This is a genomic window from Saccharothrix carnea (assembly GCF_003014735.1).
In the GTDB taxonomy this organism is placed as follows: domain Bacteria; phylum Actinomycetota; class Actinomycetes; order Mycobacteriales; family Pseudonocardiaceae; genus Actinosynnema; species Actinosynnema carneum.
In genome coordinates this window covers 720,102-736,938 of the sequence record NZ_PYAX01000002.1, presented here as the reverse complement: position 1 = coordinate 736,938, position 16,837 = coordinate 720,102, and the positions used below count along the sequence as shown (strand labels likewise).

Below are 16,837 nucleotides of genomic sequence, written 5' to 3'. Positions count from 1 at the left end.
GGTGGGGTGGGGTGATCCTGGGGCCGATGGCCGATGGCCGAGGAGCAGGTGCGGCGCACGCTGCAGATCGGCCAGGGCGACCCGGCCGCGCTGGTCACCAGCCCGTTCGCGGCGGTCGCGTACGCGGCGCTGGCCGTGGTGCTGGTGGTGGCGGTCGTCCTGCGGGTCCGCCGCCGCGCCTGAACCGTCCGCCCCGCGTGCCCGGCCCGGGAACTCCCCGGGCCGGGCACGTCGGCGTTCCTGTTCGGTCGTCCACAGTGTGTCCCTTGCGGAATCTCGCCCGTTCACGTGAAGATATCCGCGTCCTGACCCTGTCGACCGAAGGATTTCCATGACTTCGCCGTACGGTCTGCACCGCGTCCTCGATCCCGCCGGGGTGCTGCCGCAGCAGGCGCACCGGCTGGACGCCACGCCGGTGTGCGGACCCGACGAGGTCGTGGTCGACGTGTCCCGGCTCAACCTCGACGCCGCCTCCTACCGGCAGCTGCGCGAGCAGTACGGCGTCGACGGCGTGCGGCGGGCCGTGCTGGACATCGTCGCCGCCCGCGGCAAGATGCAGAACCCCGTCACCGGATCGGGCGGCATGCTGCTGGGCACCGTCCGCGAGGTCGGCCCCGACTCGCCCCTCGGGCTGCGCGTCGGCGACCGGATCGCGACCCTGGTGTCGCTCACCCTCACCCCGCTGCGTCTCACCGATGGCCTCGCCCGCTGGGACGGCGCCGACGAGCAGGTGCCGTGCGAGGGCACCGCGGTGCTGTTCGGCCGCTCCATCGCCGCCGTGCTGCCCGACGACCTGCCCGAACAGCTCGCCCTGTCGGTGCTGGACGTGTGCGGGGCGCCCGCGCTGACCGACCGGGTCGTGCGCCGCCGCACCGCGCCGTCCGTGCTGGTGCTGGGCGGCGGGGGCAAGTCCGGGTCGCTGTCGCTGGCCGCCGCCCGCCGCGCCGGCGCCTCCCGCCTCGTCGCGCTGGTGCCCACCGAGAAGGAAGCCGACGCCGTCCGCTCGGCGGGCCTGGCCGACAGCGTCGTCGTCGCCGACGCCCGCGACCCCCTCGCCGTCGCCGCCGCGGTCGGGACGCGGGTGGACGTGACGGTGGTGTGCGTGGACGTGCCCGGCTGCGAGCACGGCGCGATCCTGGCCACCGCGGACGGCGGCACCGTCGTGTTCTTCTCCATGGCCACCTCCTTCCCCGCCGCCGCGCTGGGCGCCGAAGGCCTCGCCGCCGACGTGGAGATGCTCGTCGGCAACGGCTACGTGCCAGGTCACGCCGCGTTCGCCCTCGACCTGCTGCGCGCCGAACCTGCCGTGCGGGCGTTGTTCGAGCACCGGCAGACTCAGCAGGCGTGACTACAGTGAACGGCGCCTCCGCGGCGACGAGCGCGTCCACGCGCCTGCTCGTGGGGGGACGAATCCACTCCCCGACCGCCCCCGACGCCACCGCCATGGCGATCACCGACGGCACCGTGACGTGGCTCGGCCAGGACGCCGCCGGCCTCGCGCTGCACCCCGACGCCGACGTCGTGCGGCTCGACGGCGCGTTCGTGGCACCCGCGTTCGTCGACGCCCACGTGCACGCCACCTCCGCCGGGCTGCTGCTCACCGGCCTGGACCTCACCGGCTGCCGCTCCCTGGCGGACCTGCTCGACGCCGTGCGTGCTGCCGAGGGCCCCCTGGTCTGGGGACACGGCTGGGACGAGACCCGCTGGCCGGAACGCCGCCCGCCCACCCGCGCCGAACTGGACGACGCCGCCCGCGGCGCGCGGGTCTACCTGTCGCGGATCGACGTGCACTCCGCCCTGGCGTCCACCGCGCTGCTCGACCTCGCCCCCGACGCCCGCACCGCGGACGGCTTCAGCCCGGACGGGCCGCTGTCGCGCGCCGCGCACCACCACGTGCGCCGTGCCGCGAAGGCCGCGATCCCCGCCACCCGCCGCCGTGCCGCCCAACGGGCGTTCCTGGAGCACGCCGCGTCACGAGGCATCGCGTCGGTGCACGAATGCGCCGGACCCGACATCTCCGGCCACGACGACCTCGCCGACCTGCTCGCCACCGACCTGCTCGACGTCGTCGGCTACTGGGGCGGCACCGACCCCGGCGACCTGCCCGTGCGCGGCCTGGCGGGCGACCTGTTCGTGGACGGCGCCCTGGGCTCCCGCACCGCCGCGGTGTGCGAACCGTACGCCGACGCCGACACCACCGGCGCGCTCTACCTCGACGCCGACGCCATCGCCGAGCACCTGGTCACGTGCACCCGCGCGGGACTGCAGGGCGGGTTCCACGTCATCGGCGACGCCGCCGTCGCCGCCGTCGTGGACGGCTTCGCGAAAGCCGCCGCCACGGTCGGCGTGCCCGCCCTGGCCGCCGCCCGCCACCGCCTCGAACACCTCGAGATGGTCACCCCCGAGCAGGCCGACCGGCTGGGCTCCTGGGGTGTCGTCGCCTCCGTGCAACCCCTGTTCGACCGCGAGTGGGGCGGCCCCGGAGGCATGTACGCCCAGCGCCTCGGCGTGGAGCGCGGCACCGCGCTCAACCCGTTCTCCCGGCTCGCCGCCGCCGGCGTGATCCTCGCGCTGGGCTCCGACGCCCCCGTCACCGCCGTCGACCCGTGGGCCACGATCAAGGCCGCCGTGCATCACCGCACCGAGGGCCACGGCCTGTCCCCGCGCGCGGCGTTCACCGCCCACACCCGCGGCGGCTGGCGTGCCGCCGGCGTCGACGACGGCGTCACCGGAACCCTCCAACCCGGCGCGCCCGCCACCTACGCCGTGTGGGAGGCGGGGGAGCTGGAGGTCGCCGCCCCCGACAGCCGCGTGCAGCGCTGGTCCACCGACCCCCGCTCCCGCGTCCCCGCCCTGCCCGCGCTGGACGGCCCCGCGCCCACCTGCCTGCGCACCGTCCTGCGCGGCCGCACCGTCTACGACCGGGAGGCCTGACGTGCACTCCCGACCCCGTGACACCGGACGACCGGCCGCCCACGACACGCCGCGACCGGCCGCCGCCGGACACCCCGAGCCGTCGCCCGCACCGGGACCGCGGCAGCGGACCCGGACCGGCGACCGGCCGTGTCCAGCAGCACCGTGACCGAATCCAGCCGACAGGAGTGAAACCGATGGCGTTGCTCGACCTCGACCCCCGGGTGGTCGCCACGGCGCGGGAACTCGCCGCCAAGGCCGCCGAACCGGTGGTGGCGCTGGCCAAGGCCCACACCACGGTCGCGGTCGAGCGCGCCACGCTCCGCCTGGCCGGCATCACCGGCGCCGACACCACCCACCGCGCCGGCGACGTCCCCTGGGTCAACCGCGTCGTGGACACCGTGCGCGAGCACTGCGGCCTCGAACACGGCGTCGCCCTGCCCGTCTTCCACGCCCTGCGCGAACACGACCTGACCAGCCTCACCCACCTCGCCGAGGCCACCGCCGCCGGCCAGGTCCGCTACACCCTGCCCACGGGCCGCGACCGGGAACGCGCCCGCAAGGCCGCCACCGCCGCCGTCACCCGCGGCCTGCGCACCGTCGACCGCAACCGCGCCCACCGCGACAAGCTCGTCGCGAAACTCGGCGACCCGCCACAACGACCCTGGATCTACCTCATCGTCGCCACCGGCGACATCGACGAGGACGTCGTCCAGGCCCGCAACGCCGCCCGCGCCGGCGCCGACGTCATCGCCGTCATCCGCTCCACCGGCCAGTCCCTGCTCGACTACGTCCCCGAAGGCGCCACCCACCACGGCTTCGCCGGCACCTACGCCACCCAGGAGAACTTCCGCATCATGCGCGCCGCCCTGGACGAGGTGTCCAAGGAAGTCGGCCGCTACGTGCGCCTCACCAACTACGCCTCCGGGCTGTGCATGCCCGAGATCGCCGTCCTGGCCGGCCTGCAACGCCTCGACATGATGCTCAACGACTCCATGTACGGCATCCTGTTCCGCGACATCAACCCCGTCCGCACCTTCGTCGACCAGCGCTTCTCCCGGCAGGTCCACGCCCGCGCCGGCATCGTCATCAACACCGGCGAGGACAACTACCTCACCACCGCCGACGCCGTCGACGCCGCCCACACCGTCACGGTCTCCCAACTGCTCAACGAGCACTTCGCCCACGAAGCGGGCCTGCCCGACCACCTCCTGGGCCTGGGCCACGCCTTCGAGATCAACCCCGACCTGCCCGAGTCGTTCCGCCTCGAACTCGCCCACGCCCTGCTGGCCCGCGAACTGTTCCCCGACGCGCCGCTGAAGTGGATGCCGCCCACCAAGCACATGACCGGCGACGTCTTCCACGGCTACCTGCTCGACGGGTTCTTCACCCTCGCCGGGCTGCTCACCGGCCAGTCCATCCTGCTCGTCGGCATGATGACCGAAGCCGTCGTCACCCCGTTCCTGTCCGACCGCGACCTCGCCCTGCGCAACGTCCGCTACGTCCTGGGCGCCGCCGGCGGCCTGCGCGAGGACTTCCGGCCCGCACCGGACGGCCTCATCGTCACACGCGCCCACCAGGTCCTCGGCGAGGCCGTCGACCTGCTGCACCGCATCGTCGACGACGGGCTGCTCGACGCCATCGCGGACGGCACGTTCGGCCTGATGAAACGCCCCGCCACCGGCGGCCGGGGCGCGGACGGCGTCGTCGAGAAAGCCGACGACTACCTCAACCCCGCCGCGGACCTGCTGGAGGCACACCCGTGAAGCGCCACGTCCGCCCCTACGGCGACACCACCGGCGACGGCATGGTGCAGACCTCGTTCACCCTGCCCGTCCCCGCCGGACCCCAGGCGGACGGCGCCGCCCAGCAGCTGGCCAACAAGATGGGCATCGACCCCGCCATGGTCGTGCACTCCCACCCCATCGGCGACGACTTCACCTTCTTCGTCGTCTACGGCTCCGTGCGCCACATCGTCGACCTCGACGACGTCCGCGTCGTCGAACGCGACTACCCGCTGCTGCCACCCGCCGAGGTCAACACCGCGATCAAGAAGCTGCTGCGCCGCAAACTCGTCGTCGTCGGCGCCTGCATCGGCACCGACGCCCACACCGTCGGCATCGACGCCATCCTCAACATCAAGGGCTTCGCCGGCGAGAAAGGCCTCGAGTACTACCGCGAGCTCACCGTGGTCAACCTCGGCGCGCAGGTCTCCGTGCCCGACCTCGTGCGCCGCGCCCGCGCCGGGAAAGCCGACGCCGTCCTCGTCTCCCAGGTCGTCACCCAACGCGACGCGCACCTGCTCAACACCCGCGAGATGGCCGCCGCGTTCCGCGAGGCCATGGGGGAGCGGCGGCCGCTGCTCATCGCCGGCGGACCGCGCTTCGACCCGCTCATGGCCGCAGACCTCGGCGTGGACCGCGTGTTCGGCCGCGGCACCACCCCCGGCGAAGTCGCCAGCTACCTCGTCCACGCCCTGCAGCACCGGAAGGAACACGCGTGAGCCTCACCGAGGGATCCGCCACCGAAGGATCCGCCACCGAGGGATTCAGCGTCACCCACCGCCGCTACGTGCCCCACGCCCACGCCCACTACGGCGGCGCGCTGGTCGACGGCGCCTACTCGCTCGGCCTGTTCGGCGACGTCGCCACCGAGCTGCTCATCCGCACCGATGGCGACGAAGGACTCTTCGCCGCCTACTCCTCCGTCGAGTTCCTCGCGCCCGTGCGCGCCGGCGACGTCATCGAGGCCACCGCCACCCTCGTCCGCGTCGGCACCCGCTCCCGCGAGATCGACTTCGAGGCCCGCGTCGTGTGCCGCTCCGCGCCCGACCGGGGCCCGTCCGCCGCCGACGTCCTCGACCCGCCCGTCGTGGTCACCCGCGCCCGCGGCACCGTCGTCGCCCCGAAACGCTAGCCGGGCCCGTACGCGGGCTCGGTCGGCTCCTCGCACACGTCGACCAGGTTCACCCGGTACTCCCGGCGCAGCTGGTCGGCCAAAGCCTCGACGTCCACGCCGAACGCCTCCACCACCCGCGCCGACGCCGGCGTGCGCTCCACCCGAGCCGCGTCGGCCAGGTCGTGGTGCCCCGCCGCACGCAGCCGCTCGGTCAACCGCTCGTGGTTCTGCGCCTGCGTGCGCTCCTCGCGCACCTCGCGCACCCGCTCGTCGTCGCGCAGCGCGTCCACCGCCCGCCGCATCTCCTCGTCGGAGTCGAACAACACCTGCAACGACGCGCAGTACGGGCCGGCCGTGCCCGCGACCCGCCGATCCGACCCGGACAGCACCGCCAGCAAGGCCACCCCCGTGACCAACGCCAGCACCACGGTCGACAGCAGCGGTCCGCGCAACACGCACACCACCCTGCCACGGACCGTCGTGACCCGGCGACCGCACGTCACCCCGCCGTGGCGCCGCCCGCCGCCGCACCCCGCCGGGCCTCTGCCACTATCGACGCGTGATCAGCATCGACCCCGCCTCGTCCGTGCCGCCCTACGAACAGGTCCGGTCCCAGCTCGCCCGCCGGATCACCGACCGCGACCTCGCCGTGGGCACCCGCCTGCCCACCGTGCGCGCCCTGGCCGCCGACCTCGGCCTGGCCGTCAACACCGTCGCCCGCGCCTACCGCGAACTCGAGGAAGCCGGCCTCATCGACACCCGCGGCCGCGCCGGCACCGTCGTCAGCGCCGCCGGTCAGACCGGCCGCGAACAGGTCCTGCGCGCCGCCCACGGCTACGCCGCCACCGCCCGCGACCACGGCCTCACCACCGACGAAGCCCTCGACATCGTCCGCGCCGCCCTCACCGACACACCCCACCCGTAGGGTGACGCGGGTGGCCACCGAACACCCCGGCGACCCCGCCCGGACCCTCGCCGTGCTGTGGCGCACCGCCGACCGCGCCGCCCGCAAGGACCTCGGCGTGGACCGCATCGTCGCCGCCGCCGTCGACCTCGCCGACACCGAAGGCCTCACCGCGCTGTCCATGCGCCGCGTCGCCGAACGCCTCGGCGTCGGCACCATGTCCCTCTACACCCACGTCCCCGGCAAAGCCGAACTCGTCGACGCCATGATCGACGCCGTGCAGGCCGGGACCCCGCGGCCCGCCGAGGTGCCCGGCGGGTGGCGCGGCCGGCTCGCCCGCATCGCCCGCGACAACCTCGACCTGCACCTGCGCCACCCCTGGCTGCTCGACGCCACCACGCACCGCGCCGTCCTGGGCCCCCACACCGCCGCCAAGTACGACTACGAACTGCGCGCCGTCGACGGCATCGGCCTCACCGACGTCGAGATGGACGCCGTCCTCACCCTCGTCCTGGGCCACGTGCGCGCCGCCGCCCGCGTCACCGTCGACGCCGCCCGGACCCGGCAGCGCACCGGCCTGACCGACGAGCAGTGGTGGCAGGCCGCCGCGCCGTTGCTGGCCAAGGTCCTCGACCCGGCCCGGTTCCCCACCGCCGCCCGGGTCGGCGCCGCCGCCGGAGAAGCCCACGGCGCCGCCCACGACGGCGACCACGCGTTCACCTTCGGCCTCGACCGCGTCCTGGACGGCATCGAAGCCCTCGTCCGCACCCGTCAGTAGGGCCGCTTGGGCATCATCACCCACAACACGAGGTAGATCAGGAACTGCGGCCCCGGCAGCAGGCACGACAACACGAACGCCCACCGCACCGTGCTCGCCTTCCACCCGTACCGCGCGGCGAGCCCCGCACACACACCCGCGATCATCTTCCGGTCCTGCGGCCTGGTCAACGTGGTCATGCCTCCACCTTCCCCGCGCGCCCAGCCCACGACATCGGTGGGCACCCTGATCCCTACCCCGACCCGCCGGCCCCCAATCCCAGGGCAACCCCACCCCGCCCCACACGTCCACCCACGACACCACCGGCGGGGGAGGAGCCGGCCGGCCCTGGACGCCGCAGCCCCGCCCACCCGACATGGCGTGAACCCGCACCGCGGGGGAGCAGCCGCCGGTGTCCTACCGGTACCGGGTCGGGTGAGGTGGCGGCGCGGGCTGGCTGCGGGATCGTGACCGGCGGCTCGTAGGCTGACCCGGTGGTCGCAGCTCCCGTGACGCCCGATCAGCCCGTCGCCGACACGCCCCCCGCCCGACGCCGGGACGTGCGCGGCACGCTGCTGCGGCTGGTGCTCGCCGCCGCGGGCGGTGGCGCGGTGTTCCTCAGCTTCCCCCCGCGCACCACCTGGTGGCTCGCGCCGGTCGGGTTCGCCGTGCTCGGCGTCCTGCTGCACGGCCGCCGCGCGCGTGCCGGGTTCGGGCTCGGGCTGGTGTGGGGACTGGGGTTCATGGCGCCGCTGCTGCGCTGGACCGGCGAGTTCGTCGGCCTCGTCGCCTGGCTGCCGCTGGCCCTGCTGTGCGCGCTGCTCATCGCCATCGGCACCGCCGCCGTGGCCGTGGTGTCGACGCTGCCCGGCGCGCCGCTGTGGATGGCGCTGGTGTGGGTCGCCGACGAGGCACTGCGCTCGGTCGTGCCCTTCGGCGGCTTCCCCTGGGGCAAGATCGCGTTCGGCCAACCCGAGGGCTGGTACCTGCCGCTGGCCTCGATCGGCGGCGCGCCGCTGGTCGGGTTCGCCGTCGCCCTCACCGGCTTCGGCGCCGCCCACCTGGTCCGCGACTGGAAACTCGGCGTGCCCGCGCTCGTGCTGCCCCTCGCGGCCGGTGTCGCGGCGTCCGCGCTCGTGCACACCGACCCCGACCAGGGCGCCGCCACCGTCGCCGCGATCCAGGGCAACGTGCCCCGCGCCGGCCTGGACTTCAACGCCCAGCGCCGCGCCGTGCTCGACAACCACGTCGCCCGCACCCTGCGACTCGCCGAGGACGTCGCCGCCGGCCGCGCCGAGCAACCCGACCTGGTCATCTGGCCCGAGAACTCCTCCGACATCGACCCCTTCCGCAACATCGACGCCGCCAACGAGATCCGCCGCGCCGTCGAGGCCATCCGCGCCCCCGTCGCGGTCGGCGCCGTCGTCATCGACCCCGACGACAAGCTGCCCCGCAACACCGTCGTGCTCTACGAACCGGGTGTCGGCGCCACCGACACCTACACCAAACGGCAGCTGCAGCCCTTCGGCGAGACCATGCCCTACCGCGAGTTCTTCCGGATCTTCAGCGACACCGTCGACCGCGCGGGCACCTTCCAACCCGGCACCGACCCCGAGGGCTTCACCATGGGCCCCGCCAAGGTCGCGCTCGACACCTGCTACGAGGTCGCGTTCGACGGCGTGGTCCGCGACTCCATCACCGAAGGCGCGAACCTCATCGCCATCCCCACCAACAACGCCACCTTCGGCTACACCGAGATGACCTACCAGCAGCTGGCCATGTCCCGGATCCGCGCCGTCGAGCACGGCAAATCCGTGATCGTCGCCGCCACCAGCGGCGTCAGCGCCATCGTCGCGCCGGACGGGGCCGTCACCGCCAGGACCGGCATGTTCACCCCCGACGCGCTGGTGGCCACGGTCCCGCTGCGCGGGGAGGCTACGCTGGCCACCCGGCTCGGCGCATGGCCCGAGTGGGTGATGACCGCTCTGGGCCTGATGGCCGTGGCGATCGCCTTGACAGTGACACGACGACGGACGCGTCCGACCCCCGGTGCCGGGGTCGGCGAGGAGGAAACGGATGGCGGACCAGCAGGCGCAGCCTGACCGCGAGCTCGGGCCGGTGCTGGTGGTGATCCCGACCTACAACGAGCGGGACAACATCGGGAAGATCGTGAAGCGGCTGCACGCGGCGCTGCCCCGGGCGCACGCGCTCGTGGTCGACGACGGCAGCCCGGACGGGACCGGGCAGCTGGCCGACGACATGGCCGCCGCGGACGACCGGGTCCACGTGCTGCACCGCACGGAGAAAGCCGGACTGGGCGCCGCCTACGTCGCCGGCTTCCGGTGGGCGCTGGAACGCGACTACGCGGTCGTGGTGGAGATGGACGCCGACGGCTCCCACGCCCCCGAGGACCTGCCGCGCCTGCTCGACGCCCTGCGGGACGCCGACCTCGTGCTCGGCTCCCGCTACGTGCCCGGCGGCAGCACGGTCAACTGGCCCAAGTACCGGGAACTGATCTCCCGCGGCGGCAACGTGTACTCCCAGATCGCGCTCGGCGCGAAGGTCAAGGACATCACCGGCGGGTTCCGCGCCTTCCGCGCCGAGGTCCTCGAACGGCTCAAGCTGGGCACCGTCGCCTCCCAGGGCTACTGCTTCCAGATCGACCTGGCCTGGCGCACCATCGAGCTCGGCTACCGCGTCGTCGAGGTCCCGATCACGTTCACCGAGCGTGAGATCGGCGAGTCGAAGATGAGCGGCAACATCGTCCGCGAAGCGCTGTGGCGGGTCACGAAGTGGGGCGTGCGGCGCCGCGCGACCCAGCTGCGCGACCTGTTCACCGCCAAGTCGAAGACCCCCAGCAGCCGCTGACACCACAGCACACCCGGTACACGCGGAGGGGCCCGCCGGAACGGATTCCGGCGGGCCCCTCGCACGTCACACTGGTCAGGCGGTGCGGGTGCGCCGCCCCTTCAGCTCCTCCAGCCGCTCGTCCAGCAGCTCTTCGAGCTCCGGGATCGTGCGCCGCTCCAGGAGCATGTCCCAGTGCGTGCGCGGCGGCTTGACCTTCTTCTGCTCCGGCTCGGCGCCGTCGATGATCTTCGACTCCTGGCCGTGCAGGCGGCACTCCCAGGTGTGCGGGATCTCGGCGTCGTCGGAGAACGGGACCTCGAAGTCGTGGCCCTTGGGGCAGGCGTACCGCACCGACCGGCGCGGGGCGAGGTCGTGATTGCGGTCGGTCTCGTAGCTGACTGCTCCGAGCCGGCTACCCCGTAGAACGCGGTCGGCCATGGCGGTGTCCTTTCGCTCGGCTCAGGGCCGGGGCCCAGGCTTGTTGCTCACCGAGTGCAACGATCGGACTGCTCCGTTCGTTCCCGGCTTCACGGTCATCGTCGCCCACAGTGACGTCTTTCACCCGTCAACGAAGGCTTCCTCCTAAGGGATGCAATCGCGGCCGGTTCGTGACGCGTTATCAAGCTACCGGGCGACCCCATCACACTGATGGAGCAGTCCTGGCAGAAGTCGTGCGGCTGCGACAGCTTAGACCGACCACGCAGGGCGACGTTACGGCGGGTTTAACTCGCCGGTAGTGACGTCTGTCATGGTCACGGTCACGCAAAGTTATTCCGATGAGTTTCGGGGCCACCGCCACGCAGGGTGGCGGCACGAGTGTGGTGGGTGGCGGACATGAGGATGAATCACCCGTCCGGACCGCACCCAAACGTCCAATCGGACGCTTTACCCGTTCGATAACTTCAGTGTCACCCGAAAGTGTACTTTTCGGCGAGGCGGTCGAGCAGCTCGCGTTGGGCCTTCACCACTTTTACCCGCGCTTCGACAAGGGAAAACCAGGCGACGCGGTCCACTTCCGGGAACTCGCGGTGCACACCGGACCCGCGCGGCCACTCCAGGGTGAACGTCCCGGGAACCACCCGTTCGGGGTCGAGGTCGGCGGCCAGTGCCCAGGCGGTCACGACCTTGCCGCCGGACTGGCGCACCTCGCCCAACGGCACCAGCTCGCCGGCGGGCACCGGCAGGCCCAGCTCCTCGGCGAACTCGCGGCGGGCGGTGGCCTCCGGCTCCTCGTCGCCCTCCGGCTCGCCCTTGGGGATCGACCAGGCACCCTCGTCCTTGCGCGCCCAGAACGGCCCGCCCATGTGCCCCAGCAGCACCTGCCGCTGTCCGTCGACCACCCGGTGCAGCAGGATCCCCGCACTGCGCCCGCCCGTCACGCCCACGCCCCCGACCCACGCCCAGTCCCCGCACACCCGGCCCTCATGCGCACAGTGTGGCGGTGGCGGGGTGTCAGGTCTTGCGGCGGGTCCGCATGTGGATCTGCTCGCCCTGCTTGCCGAACAGGCTCAGGATCTCCACCGGCTCGCCGTCCGCCGGGCCGAACCAGTGCGGCAGCCGCGTGTCGAACTCCGCCGCCTCCCCGGCGACCAGCACCACGTCGTGGTCGGCCAGGATCAGCCGCAGCCGCCCCGACAGCACGTAGAGCCACTCGTAGCCGGTGTGCGTGCGGGGATCCGGCTCACCCCGGTCCGGGATGATCATCTTGAAGGCCTGCAGGCCGCCCGGCTGCTGGGTCAACGGCAGCACGGTCATGCCGTTGCGGCGGATCGGCACCGGCCGGATCCGGGGATCACCCACCGGCGGCGCGCCGACCAGCTCGTCCAGCGGCACGCGGTGCGCGCGGGCGATCGGCAGCAGCAGCTCCAGGCTCGGCCGGCGCTGCCCGGACTCCAGCCGCGACAGGGTGCTCTTGGAGATCCCCGTGGCCGCCGCCAGGTCGGCCAGCGTCGCGCCCCGGCTGGTGCGCAGGTGCCGCAGCCGCTCGCCGACCTTGTCCAGCACCTCGTCGGTCGGATCGTCGGCGAAAGGGTCGTCGTCACTCATGTGGTGTCCCGGTTCCGGCAACAAGGATTGTCCAGTGTGGGACGCCGGGACGGGCCGCGTCCACCCCCGGGCGCGTCCACCCCGGGCGTCAGGTGAGGCTGAGCTGGTGGGCGTCGACCGTGGCCGGGCCGAGGTCGCCGGTGCGGTAGTGCGTGCGGCACAGCACCTGGTAGCGCACCTCCACCAGGTCGGTCGCCGCGGTGTCGGCGACCAGCACCGTGTCGCCGGCCCGCACGACGTCGCCGTCGTGGACGCGGGCGTTGAACCGGCCGGGGCGCCCGCACCAGCACAACACCTCCACCTGGATGGCGTTGAGCTCGTCGGCCAGCTCGAACAGCCGCTGCGAGCCGGGGAACAGGCAGCTGCGGAAGTCCGTGGCCAGGCCGAAGCAGTACACCTCCAGGTGGGCGTCGTCGGCGAGCTCGGCGAGCTGGTCGACCTGCTCGGCGGACAGGAACTGCGCCTCGTCCACGATCACGTAGTCCACCCGGCTGCCGCGCGCCCAGTGCTCGCGCACCAGCGCGCACAGGTCCATGTCCTCGTGCACCTCCAGCGCGTTGCGGGCCAGGCCCATGCGGCTGGAGATGGTGGGGGTGCCGGAGCGGTCGTGCCGCACGAGGAGCAGCCCGCGGCGGCCCTGACGTGCCTGGTTGTGGTCGATCTGCAGGGCCAGGGTCGACTTGCCGCAGTCCATGGGCCCGAAGAAGAACCGCAGCCTGCCGGTGGGCGTGAGACCGCGGCCGGCCCCGGCGGCGGGCACGGAGGACAGCGCGTCGGTCGGGTCCGGGGCGGGGATGATCGGTTCCACGGCGGGCCACCCTAATGCGCGGTGCCAGCGGGGGCCGCCGCGACCTCCTCCGTGCGGTGGACGGGGCCGTCCCGCCGCCGGCGGCCGATCCGCGCGGGACCGGTCGCGGGCGGCGGAGGAGGAGTCGTGCGCGGGATCGTCACGGCGGCGCGCGGCCCGCAGGCGGTGCCGGGCGGTCAGCGGACGGCGACGGCGTCGACCTCGAACAGCATCCCGGGCAGGGCGAGGGTGGCGACGCCGAGCAGGGTCTGCGCGGGCGGCCGGTCGCCCCAGACGCGGCGCACGTGCTCCAGCAGCACGGCGAGCCGGTCGGCGTCGTGGCCGACGACGTAGGTGCCCAGGCGGGCGACGTGGCGGTAGTCCAGGCCGGCCGCGCGCAGGGCGGTGCCGAGGTTGGCGAACGCGCGGCCGACCTGCTCGGCGAAGTCGTCGGACACGACGTGCCCGTCGGCGTCGGAGCCGTACTGGCCGGCGACGAACACCAGGTCGCCGGTGGTGGCGGCGAGGTGGCTGTAGCCGTAGCCGGTGGGGTCGTGCAGCGCGTCGGGGTTGGTGAGGGTGTGCGGCACGGTGGAGGGTCCTTCCGGTCGGGGTGGGGGGTCAGGTGAGTCGGGCGCGGGTGGCGGCCGGGGCGTCGGGATCGGCGCGGCGCACGTCGGCGTCGAGGTCGGCGAGCGTGCGGGCGGCGAGTTCACGGCGCCAGGCCAGGTCCGCGCGGGCCATGGCGGTGTCGATGGCGCAGCGGGTGGTGTGGGGGCCGCCCGCGCGGATCTCGGTGCAGCGGAACGCCGGGTCGGCCCCGTCGACGGCCGCCACCACGTCCATCAGCGTGACGGTGTGGGGTGGCCGGTCGAGCAGGTAGCCGCCGCGCGGGCCGGGGGTGGAGCGCACGATGCCGGCGCGGCCGAGGGCCTGCAGCTGCTTGGTGAGGTAGGCCGGGGGCAGGCCGTGGTGCGCGGCGAGGCGGGCGGCGGGGACGGGGGTGTCGCCCGCCCACGCCAGGTCCAGGCAGCAGTGCAGGGCCCACTCGACGCCCTCGGTCATCTTCACGACGACCACCCTAGCCGAATCCTGGACATCAAATATCCAGATTTATTGCCGAGATATACCGCTTCGCGATATAACCTGCGGTGTGAGAGGTATGTCGGAGCAGGTGTTCCTGGTGCTCACCGCGTTGGCGGAGGAGCCGTTGCACGGCTACGCGATCGTGCGCGCGGTCGACGGGCTGTCGGAGGGCCGGATGCGGCTGCGGGTCGGCACGCTCTACGGGGTGCTGGACCGGCTGGTCGCGGAAGGCCTGGCCGAGCGGGACCGCGAGGAGGTCCACCAGGGCCGGCTGCGCCGCTACTACCGGCTGACCGACGCCGGGGTGCGGGCGCTGTCGGCCGAGGTGGCCCGGCTGTCGGCGAACGTGCGCGCCGCGTCGTCGGTGCTCAGGGCGAGGGGGGCGCTGTGAGATCGAACCTGGAACGTCGCTACCGGGCGCTGCTGCGGCTGCTGCCCGCCTGGTACCGGGCCGAGCGCGAGGAGGAGATGGTCGGCATCTTCCTGGCCGACCGCACCGACGACCTGGACCTGGAGCACGGCTGGCCCGGCTGGGGCGAGACGGGCGCGACGCTCGCGCTGGCGGTGCGGGTGCGGCTGGGCGCGCGCCGTCCGGCCGGCACGGTCGCGCGGCTGCTGGGGCTGACCGGCCTGCTCGGGCTCCTGGTCGCCGCGGCGCAGTCGTGGACCGTGACGCTGCGCAGCGGCTGGGCGGTCGACACGCAGGGCTGGTGGTTCGACCTGGCGGCGGTGGCCGCGTTCGCGGCGCTGGTGGCGGGACGGCGCGCGCTGGGCCGGGTCGCGGCCGGGCTGCTGGGCGCGATGGGCCTGGTACCGGTGGTGTGGTCGGTGGCGGTGGGGTTCCCGCCCTGGCTGACGCTGCTGTGGTACGCGCCGACGTGCGTGGCGGCGGTCGCGGTGGTGGCGGGCTTCCACCGGGAGGCGCCGCCGGTGCCGCGGGTGTGGTGGGCGATCGCCCTGACCGGGCTGGTCGCGGGCGGCGCGTCGGTGCTGTTCGCGCCGGGGCTGTCGTCGACGACCGTGCTGGCCGCGTGGCTGATCGCCGCGGTCGTGGTGGCCGCGTTCCGGCCCTGGTCGGTCCGCCGGTCCGTGCCCGCCGCCTGATGACCACGCCCGCCCGGGACGAGCGCCCGGGCGGGCGGGCGGTCACACCTTGGCCGGCACCGGGTTGCCGGTGGCGGCGATCGCCTTGCGCACCGGCACGAAGATCAGCAGCACGAGACCGATGACGAAGAACGCGACCAGCGAGACGATCGCCAGGCGGAACGAGCCGGTCGCCTGCCCGACCGCCGCGAACATCGCCATCCCCAACGGCGACGACGCCCGCTCGCCGACCTCGTAGAGGGAGAAGTACTGCGCCTCCCGGCCCGGCGGGATCATCTGGCTGAACAGCGACCGCGCCAACGCGTTCGTGCCGCCCAGCACCAGCCCGATGCCCACCGCGAGCCCGTAGAACTGGACCTGCTGGCCCGCCTGGACGAAGTACGCCGCCCCGACCACCACGATCCACACGCACAGGCTGGCCATGATGGTGCGCTTGGCGCCCCACCAGCGGGCCACCCAGCCGTGCAGCATGCCGCCGAAGAACGCCACGAACTGCACGATCAGGATCGTGGTGATCAGCACCGTCTCGTCCAGCCGCAGCTCCTCGCGGCCGTACTGGGCCGAGACGTTGGCCACCGTCGCGATGCCGTCGGCGAAGATCAGGTAGGTGCCCAGGAACGCCAGCGTGAGCGGGAACATGCGGGCCTGCCGCGCGGTCTGGCGCAGCTCGGCGAACCCGGCGGTGATCACCGACGCACCGGCCTCGGTGCCGTGCGGCGGCTGGTGCCGCTTGAGCCGGGCCAGCGGGATCAGGGTGAACCCGGCCCACCACAGGCCCGAGATCACGAACCCGATCCGCACCGCCGCGCCCTCGCTCACCCCGACCGCGTCGTGGCCCAGGAACAGCCCCAGCTGCACCACCAGCGCGAGACCCCCGCCCAGGTAGCCGAACGCCCAGCCGCGGGAGGACACCGCGTCGCGTTCGTCGGGGGAGGCGATCTCGGGCAGGAACGAGTAGTAGACGACGATCGACGCGCCGTAGCAGATGTTGGCCAGCACGAACAGCACCACGCCCAGGTGCCAGTCGTCGCCGCTCACCGCGGCCAGGGCGGCGGTGGCGACGGACCCGGTGAACGCCAGGACGCCGAGCATCCGACGCTTGTTCTGCGTGCGGTCGGCGATGGCACCCATCACCGGCAGCACCACCACCTGCACGATCGTCGCGAACGCCACCAGGTAGCCGAACAGCGACCCGGCGGGGAAGTACAGGCCGAACAGCGAGATGTCGCAGCGCTCCAGCGCGCCGTCGACGCAGGCGTCCGGGCCGTTGCGGGCGGTGTCGGCACGGGCGGCCTCCGAGGCCACCGCCGTCAGGTAGCGGGAGAGGAACACGGTGATGACCGAGGTCGGGAACACCGAGTTCGCCCAGTCGTACCAGATCCACCCGCGCTGTTCCCGCTTGCGGTCCACGGCGGGTGCGGTGCTGTCGGCCACGCTCATGGAGGCGGACTGTATATCGCCCGCCACCCGATGGTGGTGATCACCACCAACC

Annotated in this window: 21 protein-coding genes; 12 read left to right on the top strand and 9 right to left on the bottom strand. The window is 73.5% G+C overall.

Annotated features, from left to right (window positions below):
• The first annotated feature begins 33 nt into the window (after nt 1-33).
• The 6 genes from B0I31_RS07605 (at nt 34) to kal (ending at nt 5,829) form a co-directional block, all read left to right on the top strand.
• On the top strand, nt 34-183 hold the full coding sequence (locus tag B0I31_RS07605) for a hypothetical protein (RefSeq protein WP_245949738.1): 150 nt from the start codon (nt 34-36) through the stop codon (nt 181-183).
• 148 nt (nt 184-331) lie between these two features.
• Nucleotides 332-1,348, top strand: coding sequence for an L-erythro-3,5-diaminohexanoate dehydrogenase (gene kdd / locus B0I31_RS07600; protein ID WP_106614560.1), 1,017 nt, complete (start codon nt 332-334; stop codon nt 1,346-1,348).
• Entirely contained in the window at nt 1,345-2,934 is a 1,590-nt protein-coding gene (locus B0I31_RS07595; protein WP_245949737.1) for an amidohydrolase, read from the top strand. The genes kdd and B0I31_RS07595 overlap by 4 nt, the downstream gene beginning before the upstream one ends.
• Before the next feature lie 176 nt (nt 2,935-3,110).
• Nucleotides 3,111-4,679: a lysine 5,6-aminomutase subunit alpha gene (gene kamD, locus B0I31_RS07590; RefSeq protein WP_106614558.1), complete on the top strand. Its 1,569-nt coding sequence runs from the start codon at nt 3,111-3,113 to the stop codon at nt 4,677-4,679.
• Nucleotides 4,676-5,416: a lysine 5,6-aminomutase subunit beta gene (gene kamE / locus B0I31_RS07585; RefSeq protein ID WP_106614557.1), complete on the top strand. Its 741-nt coding sequence runs from the start codon at nt 4,676-4,678 to the stop codon at nt 5,414-5,416. Before kamD ends, kamE begins: the two co-directional genes overlap by 4 nt.
• A complete protein-coding gene (gene kal / locus B0I31_RS07580; RefSeq protein WP_106614556.1) occupies nt 5,413-5,829 on the top strand; it encodes a 3-aminobutyryl-CoA ammonia lyase in 417 nt (138 codons plus the stop codon). The genes kamE and kal overlap by 4 nt, the downstream gene beginning before the upstream one ends.
• On the opposite strand, the gene B0I31_RS07575 is transcribed toward kal, so the two are convergent.
• Nucleotides 5,826-6,266 carry a hypothetical protein gene (locus tag B0I31_RS07575; RefSeq protein WP_146173776.1) on the bottom strand — a complete coding sequence of 147 codons (441 nt, stop codon included), beginning with the start codon at nt 6,264-6,266 and terminating at the stop codon, nt 5,826-5,828. The genes kal and B0I31_RS07575 overlap by 4 nt on opposite strands.
• A 104-nt stretch (nt 6,267-6,370) precedes the next feature.
• On the opposite strand from B0I31_RS07575, the gene B0I31_RS07570 reads away from it, so the two are divergent.
• Together B0I31_RS07570 and B0I31_RS07565 are read left to right on the top strand one after the other, a co-directional pair.
• The gene (locus B0I31_RS07570; protein WP_106614554.1) at nt 6,371-6,736 is read left to right on the top strand and encodes a GntR family transcriptional regulator; all 366 of its coding nucleotides are present in this window, start codon (nt 6,371-6,373) and stop codon (nt 6,734-6,736) included.
• A 10-nt stretch (nt 6,737-6,746) separates the two neighbouring features.
• Complete coding sequence (locus B0I31_RS07565; protein ID WP_106614737.1) at nt 6,747-7,493, top strand: TetR/AcrR family transcriptional regulator; 747 nt, start codon at nt 6,747-6,749, stop codon at nt 7,491-7,493.
• Here the strand turns inward: B0I31_RS07565 and B0I31_RS07560 are convergent.
• Nucleotides 7,487-7,672, bottom strand: a complete 186-nt coding sequence (locus B0I31_RS07560) for a PspC domain-containing protein (RefSeq protein WP_106614553.1) — start codon at nt 7,670-7,672, stop codon at nt 7,487-7,489. The genes B0I31_RS07565 and B0I31_RS07560 overlap by 7 nt on opposite strands.
• A 294-nt stretch (nt 7,673-7,966) precedes the next feature.
• Here B0I31_RS07560 and lnt point away from each other — a divergent pair, with 294 nt between their 5' ends.
• Nucleotides 7,967-9,574 carry an apolipoprotein N-acyltransferase gene (gene lnt, locus B0I31_RS07555; RefSeq protein WP_181320036.1) on the top strand — a complete coding sequence of 536 codons (1,608 nt, stop codon included), beginning with the start codon at nt 7,967-7,969 and terminating at the stop codon, nt 9,572-9,574.
• Nucleotides 9,549-10,340, top strand: a complete 792-nt coding sequence (locus tag B0I31_RS07550) for a polyprenol monophosphomannose synthase (RefSeq protein WP_106614552.1) — start codon at nt 9,549-9,551, stop codon at nt 10,338-10,340. The genes lnt and B0I31_RS07550 overlap by 26 nt, the downstream gene beginning before the upstream one ends.
• 75 nt (nt 10,341-10,415) lie before the next feature.
• Here the strand turns inward: B0I31_RS07550 and B0I31_RS07545 are convergent, their stop codons facing one another.
• From B0I31_RS07545 to B0I31_RS07520, 6 genes are all read right to left on the bottom strand, one after another.
• The gene (locus tag B0I31_RS07545) at nt 10,416-10,760 is read right to left on the bottom strand and encodes an RNA polymerase-binding protein RbpA (RefSeq protein WP_106614551.1); all 345 of its coding nucleotides are present in this window, start codon (nt 10,758-10,760) and stop codon (nt 10,416-10,418) included.
• 470 nt (nt 10,761-11,230) lie between these two features.
• On the bottom strand, nt 11,231-11,701 hold the full coding sequence (locus tag B0I31_RS07540; protein WP_106614735.1) for an NUDIX hydrolase: 471 nt from the start codon (nt 11,699-11,701) through the stop codon (nt 11,231-11,233).
• A 73-nt stretch (nt 11,702-11,774) separates the two neighbouring features.
• Nucleotides 11,775-12,368 (bottom strand): helix-turn-helix domain-containing protein, encoded by a 594-nt coding sequence (locus B0I31_RS07535; protein ID WP_106614550.1) that lies wholly within the window; start codon nt 12,366-12,368, stop codon nt 11,775-11,777.
• 88 nt (nt 12,369-12,456) lie between these two features.
• Nucleotides 12,457-13,176 carry a thymidine kinase gene (locus B0I31_RS07530; protein ID WP_106614549.1) on the bottom strand — a complete coding sequence of 240 codons (720 nt, stop codon included), beginning with the start codon at nt 13,174-13,176 and terminating at the stop codon, nt 12,457-12,459.
• A gap of 176 nt (nt 13,177-13,352) precedes the next feature.
• The gene (locus B0I31_RS07525; RefSeq protein WP_106614548.1) at nt 13,353-13,745 is read right to left on the bottom strand and encodes a RidA family protein; all 393 of its coding nucleotides are present in this window, start codon (nt 13,743-13,745) and stop codon (nt 13,353-13,355) included.
• A gap of 31 nt (nt 13,746-13,776) precedes the next feature.
• Nucleotides 13,777-14,226, bottom strand: a complete 450-nt coding sequence (locus B0I31_RS07520; RefSeq protein ID WP_219910623.1) for an RrF2 family transcriptional regulator — start codon at nt 14,224-14,226, stop codon at nt 13,777-13,779.
• 91 nt (nt 14,227-14,317) lie between these two features.
• Between B0I31_RS07520 and B0I31_RS07515 the strand changes: the two genes are divergently transcribed.
• A complete protein-coding gene (locus tag B0I31_RS07515) occupies nt 14,318-14,632 on the top strand; it encodes a PadR family transcriptional regulator (protein ID WP_073887515.1) in 315 nt (104 codons plus the stop codon).
• Nucleotides 14,629-15,345 (top strand): hypothetical protein, encoded by a 717-nt coding sequence (locus tag B0I31_RS07510; RefSeq protein ID WP_106614547.1) that lies wholly within the window; start codon nt 14,629-14,631, stop codon nt 15,343-15,345. The genes B0I31_RS07515 and B0I31_RS07510 overlap by 4 nt, the downstream gene beginning before the upstream one ends.
• A 42-nt stretch (nt 15,346-15,387) precedes the next feature.
• Here B0I31_RS07510 and B0I31_RS07505 read toward each other — a convergent pair whose 3' ends face one another.
• Nucleotides 15,388-16,785: an MFS transporter gene (locus B0I31_RS07505; RefSeq protein WP_106614546.1), complete on the bottom strand. Its 1,398-nt coding sequence runs from the start codon at nt 16,783-16,785 to the stop codon at nt 15,388-15,390.
• Nucleotides 16,786-16,837 lie beyond the last annotated feature (52 nt).